This window comes from Nonomuraea sp. NPDC005650 (genome assembly GCF_040605375.1).
In the GTDB taxonomy this organism is placed as follows: Bacteria; Actinomycetota; Actinomycetes; order Streptosporangiales; family Streptosporangiaceae; genus Nonomuraea.
The window spans coordinates 41,742-57,065 of the sequence record NZ_JBEXCR010000059.1 but is presented as its reverse complement, the minus strand read 5'-3'; the positions used below and the strand labels follow the sequence as shown (position 1 = coordinate 57,065).

Here is a 15,324-nt window from a genome sequence, read left to right as displayed (position 1 = left end):
ACTCCCCCAAGGGACGCAAGTTAACTGCCCACGTGTCGCAAATCAGCCGGCTGCCAGCCGGTGACTTCTATGAAACTTTCACTGGCACGGGCAGTGCGGCGCGATCTCCTGGGAGGCGAAACTCCAGACGGGAAGGCATTGCGATGACAACGCCCAGGTCGTCAAAGGTCGCCCCTCGTTGACGCCAGGTCGGACCCTCGGATGTACTCCGTGTCAACGCACTCACCGAAGTAGGCCATACAGCTCTACGGGACCGAATGTTAACGCTCACAGATACGTGGCCGAGGCTCCGCATCCCCCGCTGCAAACTTCCCGACCCACCACCTACGGCACCAGGGCCATGTCCTGCGCATCGACCCGATCAGCTCCTCGTCGAGCGTCGCCGGCCGCCAGGACGCGACCTTCCGGGTGACCTCATGAACAAAATGTTATCGATAACGCACGCCGTCTCCGATCCAAGGCGGGTGACGCAGACCAACTCCCCCTGCTGATCACCCTGTGGACCGAGTCCTGGACGCGGCGTACGGGAGTGCCCGCCATGTCCAGGACCCATGAAGATCCCCGTCACATACCTGCCTGAGGGAGCCAACAGGTGAGACCCGCCCTGCGTATGGCCCTGTACACCGTGGGCCTGCTACTTACGACCGTGCTGTTCCCGTCGGCGGCCAGGGCCGACAACCCGATCGTGCAGAGCATCTACACGGCCGACCCCGCACCGCTCGTCCACAACGGCCGCGTCTACGTCTACACCGGCCACGACGAGGACGGCTCCACGTACTTCACCATGCGGGACTGGCACGTCTACTCCTCCTCGGACCTGGCGAATTGGACCGACCACGGCTCTCCCATGAGCCTGGCCACCTTCGCCTGGGCCGACGCCAACGCCTGGGCCGGCCACGTCACCCCCCGCAACGGCCGCTTCTACTGGTACGCGCCGGTCCGCGACCGCGCCACCGGTTCGATGGCCATCGGCGTCGCGGTCTCCGACAGCCCGACCGGGCCCTTCCGAGACGCCATCGGACGCCCGCTGGTGAACAACGGCGAGATCGACCCCAACGTCTTCATCGACGACAACGGCCAGGCCTACCTGTACTGGGGCAACCCTCGGCTCTGGTACGTCCGGCTGAACACCGACATGATCTCCTACTCCGGCAGCCCGACCCAGATCCCCCTCACCACCGCGGGCTACGGCACTCGCACCGGCAACGCCGGCCGCCCGACCCTCTACGAGGAAGCCCCCTGGGTCTTCAAGCGCAACGGCCTGTACTACAACGTGTTCGCCGCCGAATGCTGCTCGGAGTTCATCGCCTACTCGACGGCCCCCAGCGCCACCGGACCGTGGACCTACCGGGGAACCATCATGCCCCGGCAGGGAAGCAGCTTCACCAACCACGCCGGGATCGTCGACTTCGACGGCGGGTCGTACTTCTTCTACCACAACGGCGCCCTCCCCGGCGGAGGCGGTTTCACCAGGTCAGTGGCTGTGGAGAAGTTCACCTACAACGCCGACGGCACCATTCCCACCATCAACATGACCACCGCCGGACCGCCCCAGGTCGGCACGCTCAATCCGTTCGTCCGCCAGGAGGCCGAGACCGTCGCCTGGGCATCCGGGGTCGAGACCGAAGCCTCCGGCGAAGGCGGCATGAACGTGGGCTTCATCGAGAACGGCGACCACATCAAGGTCAAGGGTGTCGCCTTCGGCAACGGAGCCTCCTCCTTCACCGCCCGCGTCGCCTCGGGCACCAGCGGCGGGCGGATCGAGCTGCGGCTCGGCAGCGCCACCGGCACCCTCGTGGGCACCTGCACCGTCACCGGCACCGGTGGCTGGCAGAACTGGACCTCGGTCACCTGCCCGGTGTCCGGCGCGACCGGCACCCGTGACCTCTACCTCCGCTTCGCCGGCGGCAGCGGCTACCTGCTCAACCTCAACTGGTGGCAGTTCACACCGAGCGGCGCCGGCGGAAACCTGCTGACGAACGGCACGCGTTACGAATACTGAGGCCGGTCACCCAAGAACGGCAGCCTGGTCGCCCGGTGTGTCTGCACGCAGTGGGCGGCCGCGTCCTCGCGGCGTCGTGTCCTCGCCTTCGTGGGTGGAGGTGCGAGACGGTCGACGGCGGCGAGGTGCATGCCGTGGCCGCGATCGCAGTGGGTGGCCGTATCGGGGGGAGGCACCGCCCGGCGAGGCTTGTGCGGTGGCCAGGCCGGGCTGCCCCGCCGAGGCCGGTGCGGGTCGCTGAGGCCCTCGGCGTCCGGCCGGCACGAGCGCCACCCGCCCGGTGCCGGTGTCCACCGTCGCGTTCGTGAGTGGGACGCCGGCCCACGCCAAGGCTTCCGAACACCACCGCCGCACCGCGAGCCGGGCGCCGTCCGTCTCTCCTGACCCACCAACGATGACGGCTGCCGGACTGGTCACCTCTGGACATGTCGGGCCGATTCCGGGACAATTTATTTACGAGACCGTTCCGTTAATAAAAAGGAGGGCGTCGATGGACACCGATGTCCTGGTGGTCGGCGCCGGGCCGGTCGGCCTGGCGCTGGCGTGCGCACTGCTGCAGCACGGCGTCTCCGTACGCGTCATCGACAAGGCCGAGGGGCCGGCCACCACGTCACGCGCGAACTTCGTGCACGCCCGCGGCTCGGAGGTGCTGAACCGCCTGGACGCCCTCGGCGATCTGCCGCAGGAGTCGGTGCGGGCGATGACGATCACCACCTATGCCGGGGACCGTCCGATGATGAAGATCCGGTTCGGCGATCCAGGGCTGGGCACCGCGGCTCCACCGATGGTGATCTCCCAGGCCCGGGTCGAGGCACAGCTGCGTAAGCGACTTGCCGAGCTGGGCGGACAGCCGGAATGGGACAAGAGACTGACCTCCTTGCAGCAGGACCCGGCCGGAGTCACCGCGACGCTGGCCGACGGCCGTACCATCCGGGCGGGCTGGCTGGTGGGCTGCGACGGGAGCGCCAGCACGGTGCGCAAGCTGGCGGGGTTCCGCTTTCCCGGAGTGAAGGTCAGCGAGCGGTTCCTGCTGGTCGACGGCCGTCTCGACCCCGGGCTGGACCGGTCGGGCACCAGCGGCTGGGCGCACCCCGACGGCGTGCTGGGCGCCATGCCCATGCCGGGCGATCAGTGGCGGCTGCTCGCCTACGACGCCACGTTCACGGGCGACAAGCCCGGCGAGGAACAGATCACCGAACGCATGCGGCTCATCCTGCCCGAACGCACCGGCCTGACCGGCCTGCGCCTGCACGACGTCACCTGGGCCTCGCTGTTCAGCGTGCACCGGCGGCTGGCCGACGCCTACCGGAACGGGCGCGTCCTGCTGGCCGGGGACGCCGCTCACGTGCACGCGCCGTTCGGCGGGCAGGGCATGCTCACCGGCCTCGGTGACAGCGAGAACCTCGCCTGGAAGCTCGCCCTGGTCGTGCGGGGTCTGGCCGCGGAGCGCCTGCTCGACACCTACCAGGCCGAACGCCGCCCGCTGGCCACCCAGGTCCTGCGCGGCAGCACCGCCGCCACCAAAGTCAACATCGCCGGCAGCCCGTTCGGCCGCCTCCTGCGCGACCAGGTGCTGATGCGGCTGTTCAACCAGTCCTGGATCCAGCGCTGGACCACGTACACGACCTCGCAGCTCTGGGTGAGCTACCGGCGCGGACCGCTCGGGGGGCGCGGGCGCAAGCCCCGTCCCGGCGACCGAATCGGCGACCTGTCCTGCGAACGCCCCGACGGCAGCCCCACCCGGTTGCACGCCGAACTGCGCGGGAAGTGGGCCGTGCTCGGCGATCAGGCCGCGTTCGAGGCAGCCCGGCAGCGGCTCGGTGACCAGGTGGTGCGCCTGCGCGCGGCCGGTCACGCCGAGGGGCCCGCTATGCTGGTGCGCCCGGACGCCCACCTGGCCTGCAAGGGCGGCCCCGCCGAGTTCGCCCGCTGGCTGGACGGAGCCCTCGCATGACCGCCACCCGAGGCCGCGGGCGCCCCCGCGACCCCGAGACCGACACCGCGATCCTCAACGCCGCGCTGGAGCTGTTCGTCGAGCGCGGCGTCGAGGGCACCAGCATCGAACAGGTCGCCAAGCGCGCCGGGGTGGGCAAGCTGACCGTCTACCGCCGCTGGAGCAGCAAGGAAGATTTGATCGCCCAAGCCATCGAGCAGTGGGTCAGCGACGAGGCGACACCGTCGGCCGCCGACGTCTACGCCCTGCCACCGCAGGCCATCGTCGAGCACGTCCTTCCCACGGCGGCCGCGATGGCCGCGAGCCCTGACTTTCGCGCGCTGGTCGCCCGCATCATGGGCTGCGCCGTGAGCCATCCGGAGCTGATGGCGGTCTACTGGAGGCACTACATCCTGCCCCGCCGCGAGCTGGCCGCGGTGATGCTCCGGCGCGCCCAGCGGGACGGCACAGTGGCACCCGACGCCGACCTGGACGTGCTGATCGACATGATGGCCGGCGCGGTGACCTACCGCGTGCTGCAACCCGACCCTCCGGACGAGGCCGAGATGCTGCGCTACCTCACCGCCGTCTACCGCCAGGCCGGGCTGTATCCCCCCGCCCAGCAGACGCACCCATGACAGCCCGGTCACCGTGGTGCCCGGAAACGCCTGAGAACTAGGACTGCTGGTAGAGGTCGGGGATCCCGTCGTGGTCGGAGTCGGCGGTCTCGGACTGGTGGATGCGCCGGTAGACGCGGGCACGCAGCCGAAGGATCACCGTGGCCAGCAAGGCCGCGGCCAGGGAACCGGCCAGGACCGCGATCTTGACCCGTGCGTCGGCCTCGCCCGTGCCGAACGCCAGCTCCCCGATCAGCAGCGACACGGTGAACCCGATGCCGGCCAGGACGGCCAGCCCGACCATGTCGATCCAGGCCAGCCCTTCGTCCAGGGTCGCGCGGGTGAAGCGGGCCACCAGCCAGGTCGCGGCCAGGATGCCGACCGGCTTGCCTACCAGCAGTCCCGCCATGATCCCCATCGCCACGGGGTCGCTCAGCGCGTCGACCAGCCCGCCGAACCCGCCAAGGCCGACCCCAGCGGAGAAGAAGGCGAAAACAGGCACGGCCACACCGGCGGACAGCGGGCGGAACCGGTGCTCGAAATGCTCGGCCAGGCCCGGTCCCTCCGTGCCACCCGGCGGTGTCCGGGACAGTACGGGGACGGTCAAAGCCAGCAGCACCCCGGCCACGGTGGCGTGCACCCCCGAGGCGTGCACCAGTGTCCAGCAGACGAACGCCAGCGGCAGCAGCAGCCACCACGCACGCACTCCACGCCGCACCAGCACGGCGAAGACCGCCAGCGGCACCACGGCCGCCAGCAGCGGGAGCACCGACAGGTGCGAGGTGTAGAAGGCGGCGATGACGATGATGGCGATCAGGTCGTCCACCACCGCCAGGGTCAGCAGGAACGTGCGCAGCGCGTCCGGCAGGGAGCGGCCGATCACCGCGAGCACCGCCAGCGCGAAGGCGATGTCGGTGGCCGTCGGGATCGCCCACCCCATGGCCCCCGCTTCGCCGGCGACCGCCAGATACACCAGCGCGGGCACCACCACGCCGCCGACCGCCGCGGCCACCGGCACCACGGCCCGGCGCAGGTCACGCAGATCGCCGGCGACGAACTCCCGTTTCAGCTCCAGACCGGCCACGAAAAAGAAGACGGCCAGCAGCCCGTCCGCGGCCCAGGTGGCCAGGTCGAGGTTCAGGTGCAGCGCGGCAGGGCCGGCCTCGACCGTGAGCAGGTCCTGGTACGTCTGCGCCCACGGCGAGTTGGCCCAGATCAGCGCGGTGAGCGCGGCGGCGAGCAGCAGCGCCCCGCCGATGGTTTCCTTGCGCAGGATGTCGGTGATGCGCCGCGCCTCGGGCCACGAGCTCCGGTTGAACAGGCGGGGAGTGCGCGTTGTGGTGGTGCCGGGCATGGAACTCCGCTCTATGGGAGGGATGGGTCGCTCACTCGCCGACCAGACTTCCCGGCACACCTGTCAATAACGTATCAGGACACGTAAAGACCCACATAACGGATTTGATTCCACGCAGGGTCACCCCCACCACCCAGCCCGCGAAGCCCAGAGCGGCGTGCCCGAGAAAGACCGAGCCGGCGAAGCATCAGATTGTTCGGATCGATCCGAACAATCTGATACGTTCGGCTGGTGAGTGTTGATGAGTTCGTGGAGGACGCCGGGCTCTTCTATGAGCGACTTGGCTTGAGCCGTACCGCGGGCCGGGTCATGGGCTGGCTGCTCGCCGCCGAGGCCGACAGCGTCGACGCGCCCGAGTTGGCCGAAGCCCTCGCCGTGGCCAAGAGCAGCATGAGTGTCGCGCTACGGCAACTGGAGCAGGCGGGCCTGGTCGAGCGGTTCCGGAGGCGGGGCGAGCGCCGCGACCGCTACCGGCTGGCCGAGGACGTCTTCGCGCGCGCCTTCCGGGCCAAACTGGCCGAGTTCGAACGGTTCCGCGCACTGGCCGAGCAGGGCCTGCGGGCAGTCGGAGACGACCCGGCACGCAGGCGGCGGCTGGAGCTCATGCGCGACATGTACGCGTTCATGATGGACCGTTTCCCCCGCCTGCTGGACGAGTGGGACGAGCTGAAGGACGACCGATGAGACCGTTACTGATCACCGTGGGCAGCCGCGGAGACGTCCAGCCCTTCCTGGCGCTGGCCCGCGGACTGCTGGCCGCCGGGCACCGGCCGGTCTTGGCCGCGCCCCGCCGGTTCGAGCCGCTCGCGACCCGGCACGGGGTGGAGTTCGCGCCGCTCAACGACGAGATGTTCGCGCTGCAGGACTCCGTCAAGGGGCAGGGCGTGCGCGCGGCCATCACCGCCGCGCGATCAGTCCGGCCGATACTCCGCCGCCTCCTCGACGACCAGGCGGCGCTCGCGGCGCGATCGGCCGACGTCGTCGTGTACCACCCCAAGTCCCTCGGCGGGCCCTACGTCGCCGAGAAGCTCGGCGTCCCCGCCCTGGCCGCGCTGCTGATCCCCCTGTACATACCGACGTCCGCTTTCCCTTCCCCCATCTTCCCGGTACGGCCGCCAGGCCCGCTCAACCGGGCGAGCTGGCGGGTGGCCGCCGCGATCGAGGCCCCCTACCGGGGGACGATCCGCACGTGGCGGGCGGAGGCACTCGGCCTGCAGGACGGCTTCCGGCCGATGGCCGACCTGATCAAGACGGGCAGCGTGCTGCACGCCTGGAGCCCGCATCTGATGCCCGCGCCCGCCGACTGGCCCGGCTCCGCCCGCCCCATCGGGTTCTGGACGATGCCTCTGGACGACACCTGGACCCCGCCCGAGCGGCTGGCCCGTTTCCTGGAGCAGGGCGAACCACCCGTCTACGTGGGCTTCGGCAGCTCGACCACCGGCGACCCCGATTCGATGACCGCCACGGTCCTGGAGGGGGTCCGGCTGGCCGGGCGCCGAGCCGTGCTGGCCACCGGATGGGGCGCGCTGCGGCCAGGCGCGGTCGCGGACGACGTCCTGGTGATGGAGGAGGCCCCGCACGACTGGCTGCTGCCCCGCGTCGCCGTTGCCGTCCACCACGGCGGCATCGGCACGGCCGCGGCGGCCCTGCGCGCAGGAATGCCCCAGGTCGTCCGCCCATTCCTCGGCGATCAGCCGTTCTGGGCCGGCCGCCTGCACCACCTCGGCGTCGCCCCGGCCCCGCTGCGTGGCCGTCTCACCGCCACCCGGCTGGCCACCGCCATCACCACCGCCACCGAACTGGCACCCGCGGCCCGCGCACTGGCCGGAGACGTCGCCGGCGAGGACGGCGTCACCACTGCCATCACCCGCATCGCCGCACAGACCTGCTCCGCGCAAGACCGCTGACGCCTGCTCCCCCCCCGACGCCCAGGGGGACGCCGGATCCGCGCCGATGACCGGGCCAGAGCCACCCACCCCTTCCTCCCGTACTCGCAGGGCTGGCCCCGGTAGTCTCCGCAGCCGCGTGTGGTCTCCGGCGGGTTGTGGGCGCAGCCCATCATGCACGGGGCCTCGTCCTGCCTCGACGCGACATCACCGCGAGGCAGGCCGTCAGCCGCCGATCCCGATCTCGACGATCTTGACAGGTCTTGATACGTTGTCTACAGGTGAGCCGGGAAGTCTGGTCGGCACGTTCTGTCCCGTTGAGTGAAGGATGTGCCGGTGCGCGCCCGAGATCTCCTTGCCGACTTCCCCACCGTCGCTCTCGACACCCCCGTCGTCGACGCCGCTCGGATACTGGCCGAACAGGACCTGCCCGGCCTGATCGTGGTCGACGACGACGGCTCGCCGTTCACGATCCTGCCCGGCACGCAGGTGTTGCGCCTGGCCGTGCCCGGCTATTGCCAGGACGACCCGGCGCTGGCCCGGGTCGTGGACGAGGCACACGCCGACGCCTTCCTCAAGGCACTGGACGGCCGCAGCGTGCGCGAGGCCCTGCCCCGGCAGCCGCGCGAGCTGCCCGTCACGGACCCCGAGGCGACCGTGCTGGAAGTGGCGGCGCTGATGGCCCGCACCCACAGCCCGCTGGTCGCCGTCGTCGACGACGACCGGCGGCTGGCCGGGGCGGTGACGCTGCAGGCGCTGCTGGACCGGGTGCTCGAAGCATGAGCGTGCTCTCATGGGTGAGCGTGGCGGTCTTCCTGGCCGTCTACGCGCTGATCGCCACCGAGAGGATCCACCGGGTCGCGGCCGCGCTCGGCGGGGCGGGGATCATGCTGGCCATCCACGCCACCAATGGCGAGGCGGCGTTCTTCTCCCGGCACGCCGGGATCGATTGGAACGTCATCTTCCTGCTACTCGGGATGATGGTCATCGTCGGGGTGCTGAAGCAGACCGGCGTTTTCGAGTACCTGGCCATCTGGGCCGCCAAGCGGGCCCGGGGCCGGCCGTTCCGGCTGATGGTGCTGCTGGTCCTGATCGCCGCGGCAGCCTCGGCGCTGCTGGACAACGTGACCACCGTGCTGTTGATCGCTCCGGTGACATTCCTGGTGTGCGAACGGCTCGCCGTCAAGGTGGCGCCGTTCCTGATCGCCGAGGCGCTGGCCTCCAACATCGGCGGCGCGGCCACGCTGGTCGGTGACCCGCCGAACATCATCATCGCCAGCCGTGGCGGTCTGAGTTTCAACGACTTCCTCGTGCACATGGCGCCGATGGTGATCGTGTTGATGGCGGTGTTCGTGGGGTTGTGCTGGCTGATGTTCGGGCGATCGTTGCGTTACGACCCGGAGCGCGCCGCGTCGGTCATGGCGCTGAACGAGCGGGAGGCGATCGCCGACCGGCGGTTGCTGTGGCAGTCGCTGGCCGTGCTGGCGTTGGTGATGGCCGCGTTCGTGCTGCATCCGGTGCTGCACTACGAGCCGTCGGTGGTCGCGCTGCTGGGCGCGGGCGTGCTGGTGGCCGCGACCAAGGTGAGCACCGAGCAGGCCATCGGCGAGGTCGAGTGGCCCACGCTGGTGTTCTTCGCGGGCCTGTTCGTCATGGTCGGCGCGCTGGTGGAGACCGGCGTGATCGGCGAGCTGTCCAAGGCCGCCGTCGCGGCGACCAGCGGACAGTTGGGGCTGACCACCATGGGGTTGCTCGGAGCTTCGGCCGTGCTGTCGGCCATCGTGGACAACATCCCCTATGTCGCCACGATGAGCCCCATCGTCGAGCAACTCGTTCAGGCCAACGGGGGACACGACGTGTTGTGGTGGGCGCTTGCCTTCGGCGCCGATCTGGGCGGCAACGCCACCGCCGTCGGGGCCGCGGCCAACGTCGTCGTGCTCGGCATCGCCGCCCGCAACGGCACCCCGATCAGCTTCTGGCAGTTCACCAAGTACGGCCTGATCGTCACGGTCGTCACCGTCACCCTGGTCGCGCCGTACCTGTGGCTGCGCTACCTCCTCTGACCACCGACATGGCGGCAGTTTCGTCATTTTCGCCATCGTCTGACTGGCCGGCGCGGGGCAGGTGCCAGTCGCCGGGGTGGAAGGAACCGGTCGTGCTCTCCCACCCCGGCCACGCAGGGCCGGTCGGCGCGGCCGGCCAGCAGTTCGGCCGGCGGGGGCGGCGGGGCGAGGGCGGTACGGCAACTGACCGCCGTCAGGGTCATCCACTCCACTTCGATCCCGGCTGTTCCTCGCCAGGGGCGACGAACAGCTGGAGCATGCGGCGAGTGTGCTCGGCCGTGAAGCCCGGCCCGCCGGCCGCTGACGGCATGCTGTGCTACCTCGCGTCTGGCCCCACCTGCTCAAGGATCGTGACCGCGGCGGTGGCACCGTCCTCGGCCGCGATGCGCCGGCCCAGCGACTCGGCGCGCTCGGCCAGCGCCCGGTCGGTGACCGCCACCTTGATGGCGGCGGCCAGCCCCTGTGGGGTCAGGTGGCGCTGCGGCTGAGGCGGGGGCGCGACACCCGCCGCGTGCATGCGGGCCGCCCAGAACGGCTGGTCGGCGACGAACGGGCACACCACTTGAGGGCGCCCGGCGGCCAGGGCCGCACCGGTGGTGCCGCTGCCGCCGTGGTGGACGATCGCCGCCATCTGAGGGAACAGCCAGTCGTGCGGCGCCTGGTCCAGCAGCAGCACATCTTCGGGCAGGTCGTCGAGCTGGATGCCGCCCCATCCGGAGACCAGCACCGCTCGCACGCCGGCCAGCCTGATCGCCTCGCGCACGACCCGGCCGACGCGCCGCGGGTCGGCGCCCGCCATGCTGCCGAACCCGAGGTAGACCGGCGGCGGCCCGTCCCGCAGGAATGCCGTCAACTCGGTGGTGGGTGTCCAGTCGGCTGGAGCCGGCAGGTACCAGAACCCCGTGGTGTGCACCCACGACGGATAGTCCAGCCGTGGGGGCAGCACCAGCTTGCTGAAGCCCTGCAACACGGTGACCGGGCCTCCGCCCGGGGCGCGCAGGACGTCGTGCCGCCCCTTCCGCCTGGGCAGGTGCAGGGTGTCGCGCCGCAGCTGGTCGGCGACGGCGGCGGAGGCGCGCCGCAGCAGCACCCTGGTCGGCAGGTACGACGCCCGGTTCAGGGCGTTCGGCACCTTGACGCCCGCCATCATCGGGTTGGGGAACGTGCCGGTCGGCACCCACACCGGCTGAAGCGCGGCCGGTACGGCGGGCACGCCCAACCGCTCGGCGATGTGGTGGGCGGTGATGCCCGGCGCGTGCACCACCACGTCCGCCCCGGTTTCGGCCGCGGCGGCCATGTCGGCCAGCACCCGGGCCATCAGCGGTCTGGTACGCCGCATCACGGCCAGTGCGACCTTCTTGCCGCGCAGCCCCCGATAGTTGGTCTCGACGGCCTCGCGGATCTCCGGGTCGTCGATGAGCCTGTTCGGGCCGTCGTCCAGCGCCACGAACGGCAGCCCGAACGGCTCGGCCAGCGAGGCCATGGCCGCCGGGGCGCCCAGCACCGCCTCGTGCCCGGCCCGGCGCAGCGCGTACGCGAGCGCCACATAAGGCTGCACGTCACCGCGAGTGCCGTGGGTGAGGATGAGAACCTTCACCGGCCACCACTCTGGGTGAGGCGGGCGAGCACATCCCGCTCGGCGGCCGGGTCGAACCAGGTGTCGGGGGCGGGCGCGTCGGGCCGCGGCGGCGGGTCGCCTTCGGCCCGCAGCCAGGCCCAGGTGTCGGCCATCGTGTCGCGAAGTGAGCGGCAGGTCAGTCCGGCGGCCAGGGCGGCGCCGACGTCGGCGTCGTGGATGCCGGTGGGGGCCGGGGCGAGCACCCGGCCGCCCTTTTCCAGGCGGCGCAGCCACCACGGGATGCGGCCGACGTCCTCGTACGGGCCGAGGATCATGCCGGCCCTGGCCAGGAGGCCGCGCTCACCGAACGCCTCCTGTACGGCCAGTTCGCCGCCGCGTTTGGCGGCCGCGTAGTCGGCGTCGACCTCGCTCGCCGGGTCGCCGTCCACGAGCGGGGCGTGCTCGTCGGCGCGAGGTGGCCAGGGCCAGCGGTAGACGCCCCTGCTGGAGACGTACCCGTAATGTCCTGTCCGGCCGGCCAGCAGGCGGGCGCTGTCGCGGACCACGCGCGGCGCCCATGCCCAGGTGTCGATGACGGCCTCCCACTCCTGGCGGCCGAGCGCCGCCCGGACCGCTTCGGCGTCCCGGCGGTCGGCGGCCAGGCCGCGGACGCCGGGTGCGGGCACGCGGCTCAGGCCGCGATTCAGCGTGGTCACCTCGTCGCCACGTTCGAGCGCGGTTTCCACGACCGCGCGGCCGACGTGGTGGGTTCCGCCGAGAACCAGCAGTTTCATGACGCTCCTGAAAAGACGGGAAGCCAGATCGCCGAGGAGCGGTCCGGGTCGTGGAAGATCTCGTGGCTGGACGGGCGCAGCTCGCGTGCCGCTACCGGGGCTTCGCCGGTGCCGGGGTTGCGGCCGAAGCGCGGATGGGCGCCGCCGGCGACCTGCAACCGGATTCGATGGCCCCGCACGAAGCGGTGTGCCAGCGGCCACAGCTCGATGTCAGCGGTCCGGACGTCGCCGGGCTCGCCGAGGCGGACGATGCCGTCGCACAGGTTGGTCGACCGGCCACGGGGCGACACGTCACACAAACGGGCGAAATAGTCGACGTACGGGATGGACGAGCGGGCGTGGAGGCGGACCCTGACCGGGCCGATGACGTCGGTGTCGCGCGGCAGCGGGTCGGAGGTGAAGGTGAGGACGTCCGGTCTGGCCTCGATGCGGCGGTTGTCCTTACGGCCGGCGGACAGGCCGACCGCGGTGCCGCCGACCGTGGGTGTGGGGTCGCCGGGGTCGTAGCGGTAGCGGCTGGGCTGTGAGTCGTCACCGGGTGGTTCGAGGCTCAGCCGTCCGCCGAGGTGCAGGTGCCAGGGGACGCGGTGTCCGATCAGCGTCAGGTCGGCCTCGTCCAGTGGGAGCGTCAGCGTGGCCCGCCTCAGCTTGCGGGCGGCGCCGGCCATGGCCGGCAGTTGGCGGATGGTGGAGTAGCCGCCGGTGAACATCCGGTCCACGATCTGGACCCAGCCCAGGGCGTTGCCCAGCGCGAAAGCCCCGCCCGGGTACATGAAGCGGTGCGCGAACTCGGCCGGGGCGTCCTGGATGACGGCGATCTTCCACTCGGGAATCTCGCGGGCGGCCAGCTCCCACTGCGCGTACCCGAGGTAGCTGGCTCCCCAGGTGGCCAGCCGATCGCCGAACCACGGCTGCCGGCGGAGCCAGGTGAGCGTGCCGTCGGCGTCGGCGGGATCGATGGTGAAGCCGTCGAAGTCGCCGCCCGATCCGGCGGTGCCGCGCAGGCTCTGGTAGAGCACCTGGTAGCCGCGTTCGGCCAGCAGTGCCGGTAGCTGGTCCAGGGCGTTGCCGCGGCCGTACGGGCTGCGTAGCAGGACCAGCGGCGGCCGCTCGACATCGGCGGGGAAGTGGCGGTCGGCCAGCAGGCGCACGCCGTCAGCGGCCGGGATCACCAGGTCGCGCCGCACCCGTACCGGATGCCGATGCTCGGGGCGGACGTCCAAGAGGCGGCTGAGGAAGCTCATCGGGGCACCTTCCGGGGTCGGTTGTGTTGCTCGCCGACCAGGCTTCCCGGCACTCCATCGCGCTCCTGACGGAGGTTGATGCCCGCAATATAGCGAAGTTTCGGAAATTTCTGAAGACATACGAACGCCGCTATCCTGATCTGCGGGAGGTGTCGTGTGAACGACCAGAACGAGCGGTGGCAGGCGGCGGAACGCCTGGCCCTGGCGCTCACGGCAGGTGGCCTGCAGCGCATGTCCGCACGCACGCTGGCGATGTTCCTGTTCACCGAGGCCGAGACGGTCACCATGGGCGACCTCGCCGAGCGGCTCGGTGCCAGCGCGGGCTCTGTTTCGGGCGCGGTCAAAGCACTGCTGTCGGTCGGCCTGATCGAGCGACTGCCCGCCCCCGGCAGCCGTCGCGAGCACTACCGGTTGCGTGACGACGCCTGGGCGACCCTGTTCACCGGCCAGAACACGATCATCGAGACCATGCTCCAAGCGGCCAGGAACGGGATGGACGCCACCGCCTCAGATGATCCGGCCCATCACCGCCTGGTCCAGATGCACGACTTCTACCACCTCCTGCTCGGCGAAATCCCCGCCTTGTTGCAACGTTGGAAGCAGGAACAGCGCCACATCGACCTGAACGATCTCCGAGAGAGGCGTTCAAAGAACCACGGGCGTTTCAGCGAACCGGCAGGCCCGTGACGGCACGGCCGATGATCAGGCGCTGGATCTCCGACGTCCCTTCGAAAATGGTGTAGATCTTGGCATCCCGGTGGAAGCGCTCCACCGGGTGCTCCCTGGTGTACCCGGCGCCGCCCAGGATCTGGATCGCCTGCTCCGTCACCCACACCGCCGTCTCCCCCGCCACCAGCTTCGACATCGACCCCTCCGCCTGGGAGAACCGCCTGCCGTTGCGGGCCATCCACGCGGCCCGCCAGGTCAGCAGGCGGGCCATGTCCACCCGGGTCGCCATCTCGGCGAGGAGGAAGGCGATCGCCTGGTTCTCGCCGATCTTGCGGCCGAACTGCTCCCGCTCGCGGGCGTAGTCCCTGGCGTACTCGAAGGCCGCCCGCGCGATGCCGACCGCCATGGCGGCGACCGTCGGGCGGGTGGTCTCGAACGTGCGCATCGCCGCCTGCTCTCCCGCCCGCTCCCCGTTGCGTACGCGTGACAGCCGGGCGTCCAGCTTCTCCTTGCCGCCCAGCAGGCAGGAGCCCGGTACGCGGACGCCGTCCAGGATCACCTCGGCGGTGTGGGAGGCGCGGATCCCGTGCTTGCGGAACTTCTGGCCCATGGACAGCCCGGGGGTGCCGGGCGGGATGACGAACGACGCCTGGCCCCGGGTGCCGAGCGACGGGTCGACCGAGGCCACGACCACGTGGACGTTCGCGATGCCGCCGTTCGTGGCCCAGGTCTTGACGCCGTCCAGCACCCAGTCCCCGCCGTCGGGGACGGCGCGGGTGCGGATGGCGCCGACGTCGGAGCCGGCGTCGGGCTCGGAGGCGCAGAAGGCGCCCAGCTTGACGTCGTTCTCCGTGCCGAACATCTGGGGCAGCCACTCCCCCATCTGCTCGGGGGTGCCGTTCGCGGAGAGGGCGGCGGCGGCCAGGCCGGTGCCGACGATGGCCAGGCCGATGCCCGCGTCGCCCCAGAAGATCTCCTCGAACGCCACCGGCAGCGCCAGCCCGCTCTCCTCGAACCACTGGGTGGCGAAGAAGTCGAGGGAGTAGAGCCCGATCTTGGCCGCCTCCTGGATGACCGGCCAGGGGGTCTCCTCGCGCTCGTCCCATTCGGCGCCCGCCGGGCGGATCACGTCGCGGGCGAACGCGTGCACCCAGTCGCGTACCTCGACCACGTCGTCGCTGGGCTCCGGGCAGAAGCCGGTCAT

Annotated in this window: 14 protein-coding genes; 9 read left to right on the top strand and 5 right to left on the bottom strand. The window is 70.9% G+C overall.

All coding sequences use genetic code 11. From position 1 onward, the window contains the following. Positions 1-273: 273 nt before the first annotated feature. The 4 genes from ABZS69_RS58570 to ABZS69_RS58555 all read left to right on the top strand — a co-directional run bounded on the left by ABZS69_RS58570 (position 274) and on the right by ABZS69_RS58555 (position 4,573). Complete coding sequence (locus tag ABZS69_RS58570; protein WP_355390948.1) at positions 274-420, top strand: AbfB domain-containing protein; 147 nt, start codon at positions 274-276, stop codon at positions 418-420. Between the two features lie 172 nt (positions 421-592). Beyond that, positions 593-2,002, top strand: coding sequence for a glycoside hydrolase family 43 protein (locus ABZS69_RS58565; protein WP_355390892.1), 1,410 nt, complete (start codon positions 593-595; stop codon positions 2,000-2,002). 490 nt (positions 2,003-2,492) lie between these two features. After that, positions 2,493-3,956 (top strand): FAD-dependent oxidoreductase, encoded by a 1,464-nt coding sequence (locus ABZS69_RS58560; protein WP_355390889.1) that lies wholly within the window; start codon positions 2,493-2,495, stop codon positions 3,954-3,956. Continuing rightward, complete coding sequence (locus tag ABZS69_RS58555; protein ID WP_355390886.1) at positions 3,953-4,573, top strand: TetR/AcrR family transcriptional regulator; 621 nt, start codon at positions 3,953-3,955, stop codon at positions 4,571-4,573. Before ABZS69_RS58560 ends, ABZS69_RS58555 begins: the two co-directional genes overlap by 4 nt. 37 nt (positions 4,574-4,610) lie before the next feature. On the opposite strand, the gene nhaA is transcribed toward ABZS69_RS58555, so the two are convergent. Continuing rightward, positions 4,611-5,906, bottom strand: a complete 1,296-nt coding sequence (nhaA, locus tag ABZS69_RS58550) for a Na+/H+ antiporter NhaA (protein ID WP_355390883.1) — start codon at positions 5,904-5,906, stop codon at positions 4,611-4,613. 231 nt (positions 5,907-6,137) lie between these two features. Here nhaA and ABZS69_RS58545 point away from each other — a divergent pair, with 231 nt between their 5' ends. The 4 genes from ABZS69_RS58545 to ABZS69_RS58530 all read left to right on the top strand — a co-directional run bounded on the left by ABZS69_RS58545 (position 6,138) and on the right by ABZS69_RS58530 (position 9,855). Next, positions 6,138-6,590, top strand: coding sequence for a MarR family transcriptional regulator (locus ABZS69_RS58545; protein WP_355390880.1), 453 nt, complete (start codon positions 6,138-6,140; stop codon positions 6,588-6,590). Beyond that, on the top strand, positions 6,587-7,813 hold the full coding sequence (locus ABZS69_RS58540; protein ID WP_355390877.1) for a glycosyltransferase: 1,227 nt from the start codon (positions 6,587-6,589) through the stop codon (positions 7,811-7,813). The genes ABZS69_RS58545 and ABZS69_RS58540 overlap by 4 nt, the downstream gene beginning before the upstream one ends. Positions 7,814-8,128: 315 nt before the next feature. Continuing rightward, positions 8,129-8,575 (top strand): CBS domain-containing protein, encoded by a 447-nt coding sequence (locus tag ABZS69_RS58535; protein ID WP_355390874.1) that lies wholly within the window; start codon positions 8,129-8,131, stop codon positions 8,573-8,575. After that, the gene (locus ABZS69_RS58530; RefSeq protein ID WP_355390871.1) at positions 8,572-9,855 is read left to right on the top strand and encodes an ArsB/NhaD family transporter; all 1,284 of its coding nucleotides are present in this window, start codon (positions 8,572-8,574) and stop codon (positions 9,853-9,855) included. The genes ABZS69_RS58535 and ABZS69_RS58530 overlap by 4 nt, the downstream gene beginning before the upstream one ends. Positions 9,856-10,171: 316 nt before the next feature. On the opposite strand, the gene ABZS69_RS58525 is transcribed toward ABZS69_RS58530, so the two are convergent. Genes ABZS69_RS58525 through ABZS69_RS58515 form a run of 3 tightly spaced genes read right to left on the bottom strand, consistent with a single transcriptional unit; the run spans position 10,172 to position 13,451 of the window. Continuing rightward, positions 10,172-11,452: a glycosyltransferase gene (locus ABZS69_RS58525; RefSeq protein ID WP_355390868.1), complete on the bottom strand. Its 1,281-nt coding sequence runs from the start codon at positions 11,450-11,452 to the stop codon at positions 10,172-10,174. After that, positions 11,449-12,207 carry a hypothetical protein gene (locus ABZS69_RS58520; RefSeq protein WP_355390865.1) on the bottom strand — a complete coding sequence of 253 codons (759 nt, stop codon included), beginning with the start codon at positions 12,205-12,207 and terminating at the stop codon, positions 11,449-11,451. Before ABZS69_RS58520 ends, ABZS69_RS58525 begins: the two co-directional genes overlap by 4 nt. Beyond that, positions 12,204-13,451: a CocE/NonD family hydrolase gene (locus ABZS69_RS58515; protein WP_355390862.1), complete on the bottom strand. Its 1,248-nt coding sequence runs from the start codon at positions 13,449-13,451 to the stop codon at positions 12,204-12,206. Before ABZS69_RS58515 ends, ABZS69_RS58520 begins: the two co-directional genes overlap by 4 nt. A gap of 156 nt (positions 13,452-13,607) precedes the next feature. Between ABZS69_RS58515 and ABZS69_RS58510 the strand changes: the two genes are divergently transcribed. Then, entirely contained in the window at positions 13,608-14,138 is a 531-nt protein-coding gene (locus ABZS69_RS58510) for a helix-turn-helix domain-containing protein (RefSeq protein WP_355390859.1), read from the top strand. On the opposite strand, the gene ABZS69_RS58505 is transcribed toward ABZS69_RS58510, so the two are convergent. Beyond that, the gene (locus ABZS69_RS58505; RefSeq protein ID WP_355390856.1) at positions 14,116-15,324 is read right to left on the bottom strand and encodes an acyl-CoA dehydrogenase family protein; all 1,209 of its coding nucleotides are present in this window, start codon (positions 15,322-15,324) and stop codon (positions 14,116-14,118) included. The genes ABZS69_RS58510 and ABZS69_RS58505 overlap by 23 nt on opposite strands.

What these genes read in the sequence shown, in the direction of transcription:
- ABZS69_RS58560 (WP_355390889.1), top strand. Translation starts at nt 2,493, where the DNA reads ATGGACACCGATGTCCTGGTGGTCGGCGCCGGGCCGGTCGGCCTGGCG.
- ABZS69_RS58555 (WP_355390886.1), top strand. Translation starts at nt 3,953, where the DNA reads ATGACCGCCACCCGAGGCCGCGGGCGCCCCCGCGACCCCGAGACCGAC.
- nhaA (WP_355390883.1), bottom strand. Translation starts at nt 5,906, where the DNA reads ATGCCCGGCACCACCACAACGCGCACTCCCCGCCTGTTCAACCGGAGC.
- ABZS69_RS58540 (WP_355390877.1), top strand. Translation starts at nt 6,587, where the DNA reads ATGAGACCGTTACTGATCACCGTGGGCAGCCGCGGAGACGTCCAGCCC.
- ABZS69_RS58530 (WP_355390871.1), top strand. Translation starts at nt 8,572, where the DNA reads ATGAGCGTGCTCTCATGGGTGAGCGTGGCGGTCTTCCTGGCCGTCTAC.
- ABZS69_RS58520 (WP_355390865.1), bottom strand. Translation starts at nt 12,207, where the DNA reads ATGAAACTGCTGGTTCTCGGCGGAACCCACCACGTCGGCCGCGCGGTC.
- ABZS69_RS58515 (WP_355390862.1), bottom strand. Translation starts at nt 13,451, where the DNA reads ATGAGCTTCCTCAGCCGCCTCTTGGACGTCCGCCCCGAGCATCGGCAT.
- ABZS69_RS58505 (WP_355390856.1), bottom strand. Translation starts at nt 15,324, where the DNA reads ATGACCGGCTTCTGCCCGGAGCCCAGCGACGACGTGGTCGAGGTACGC.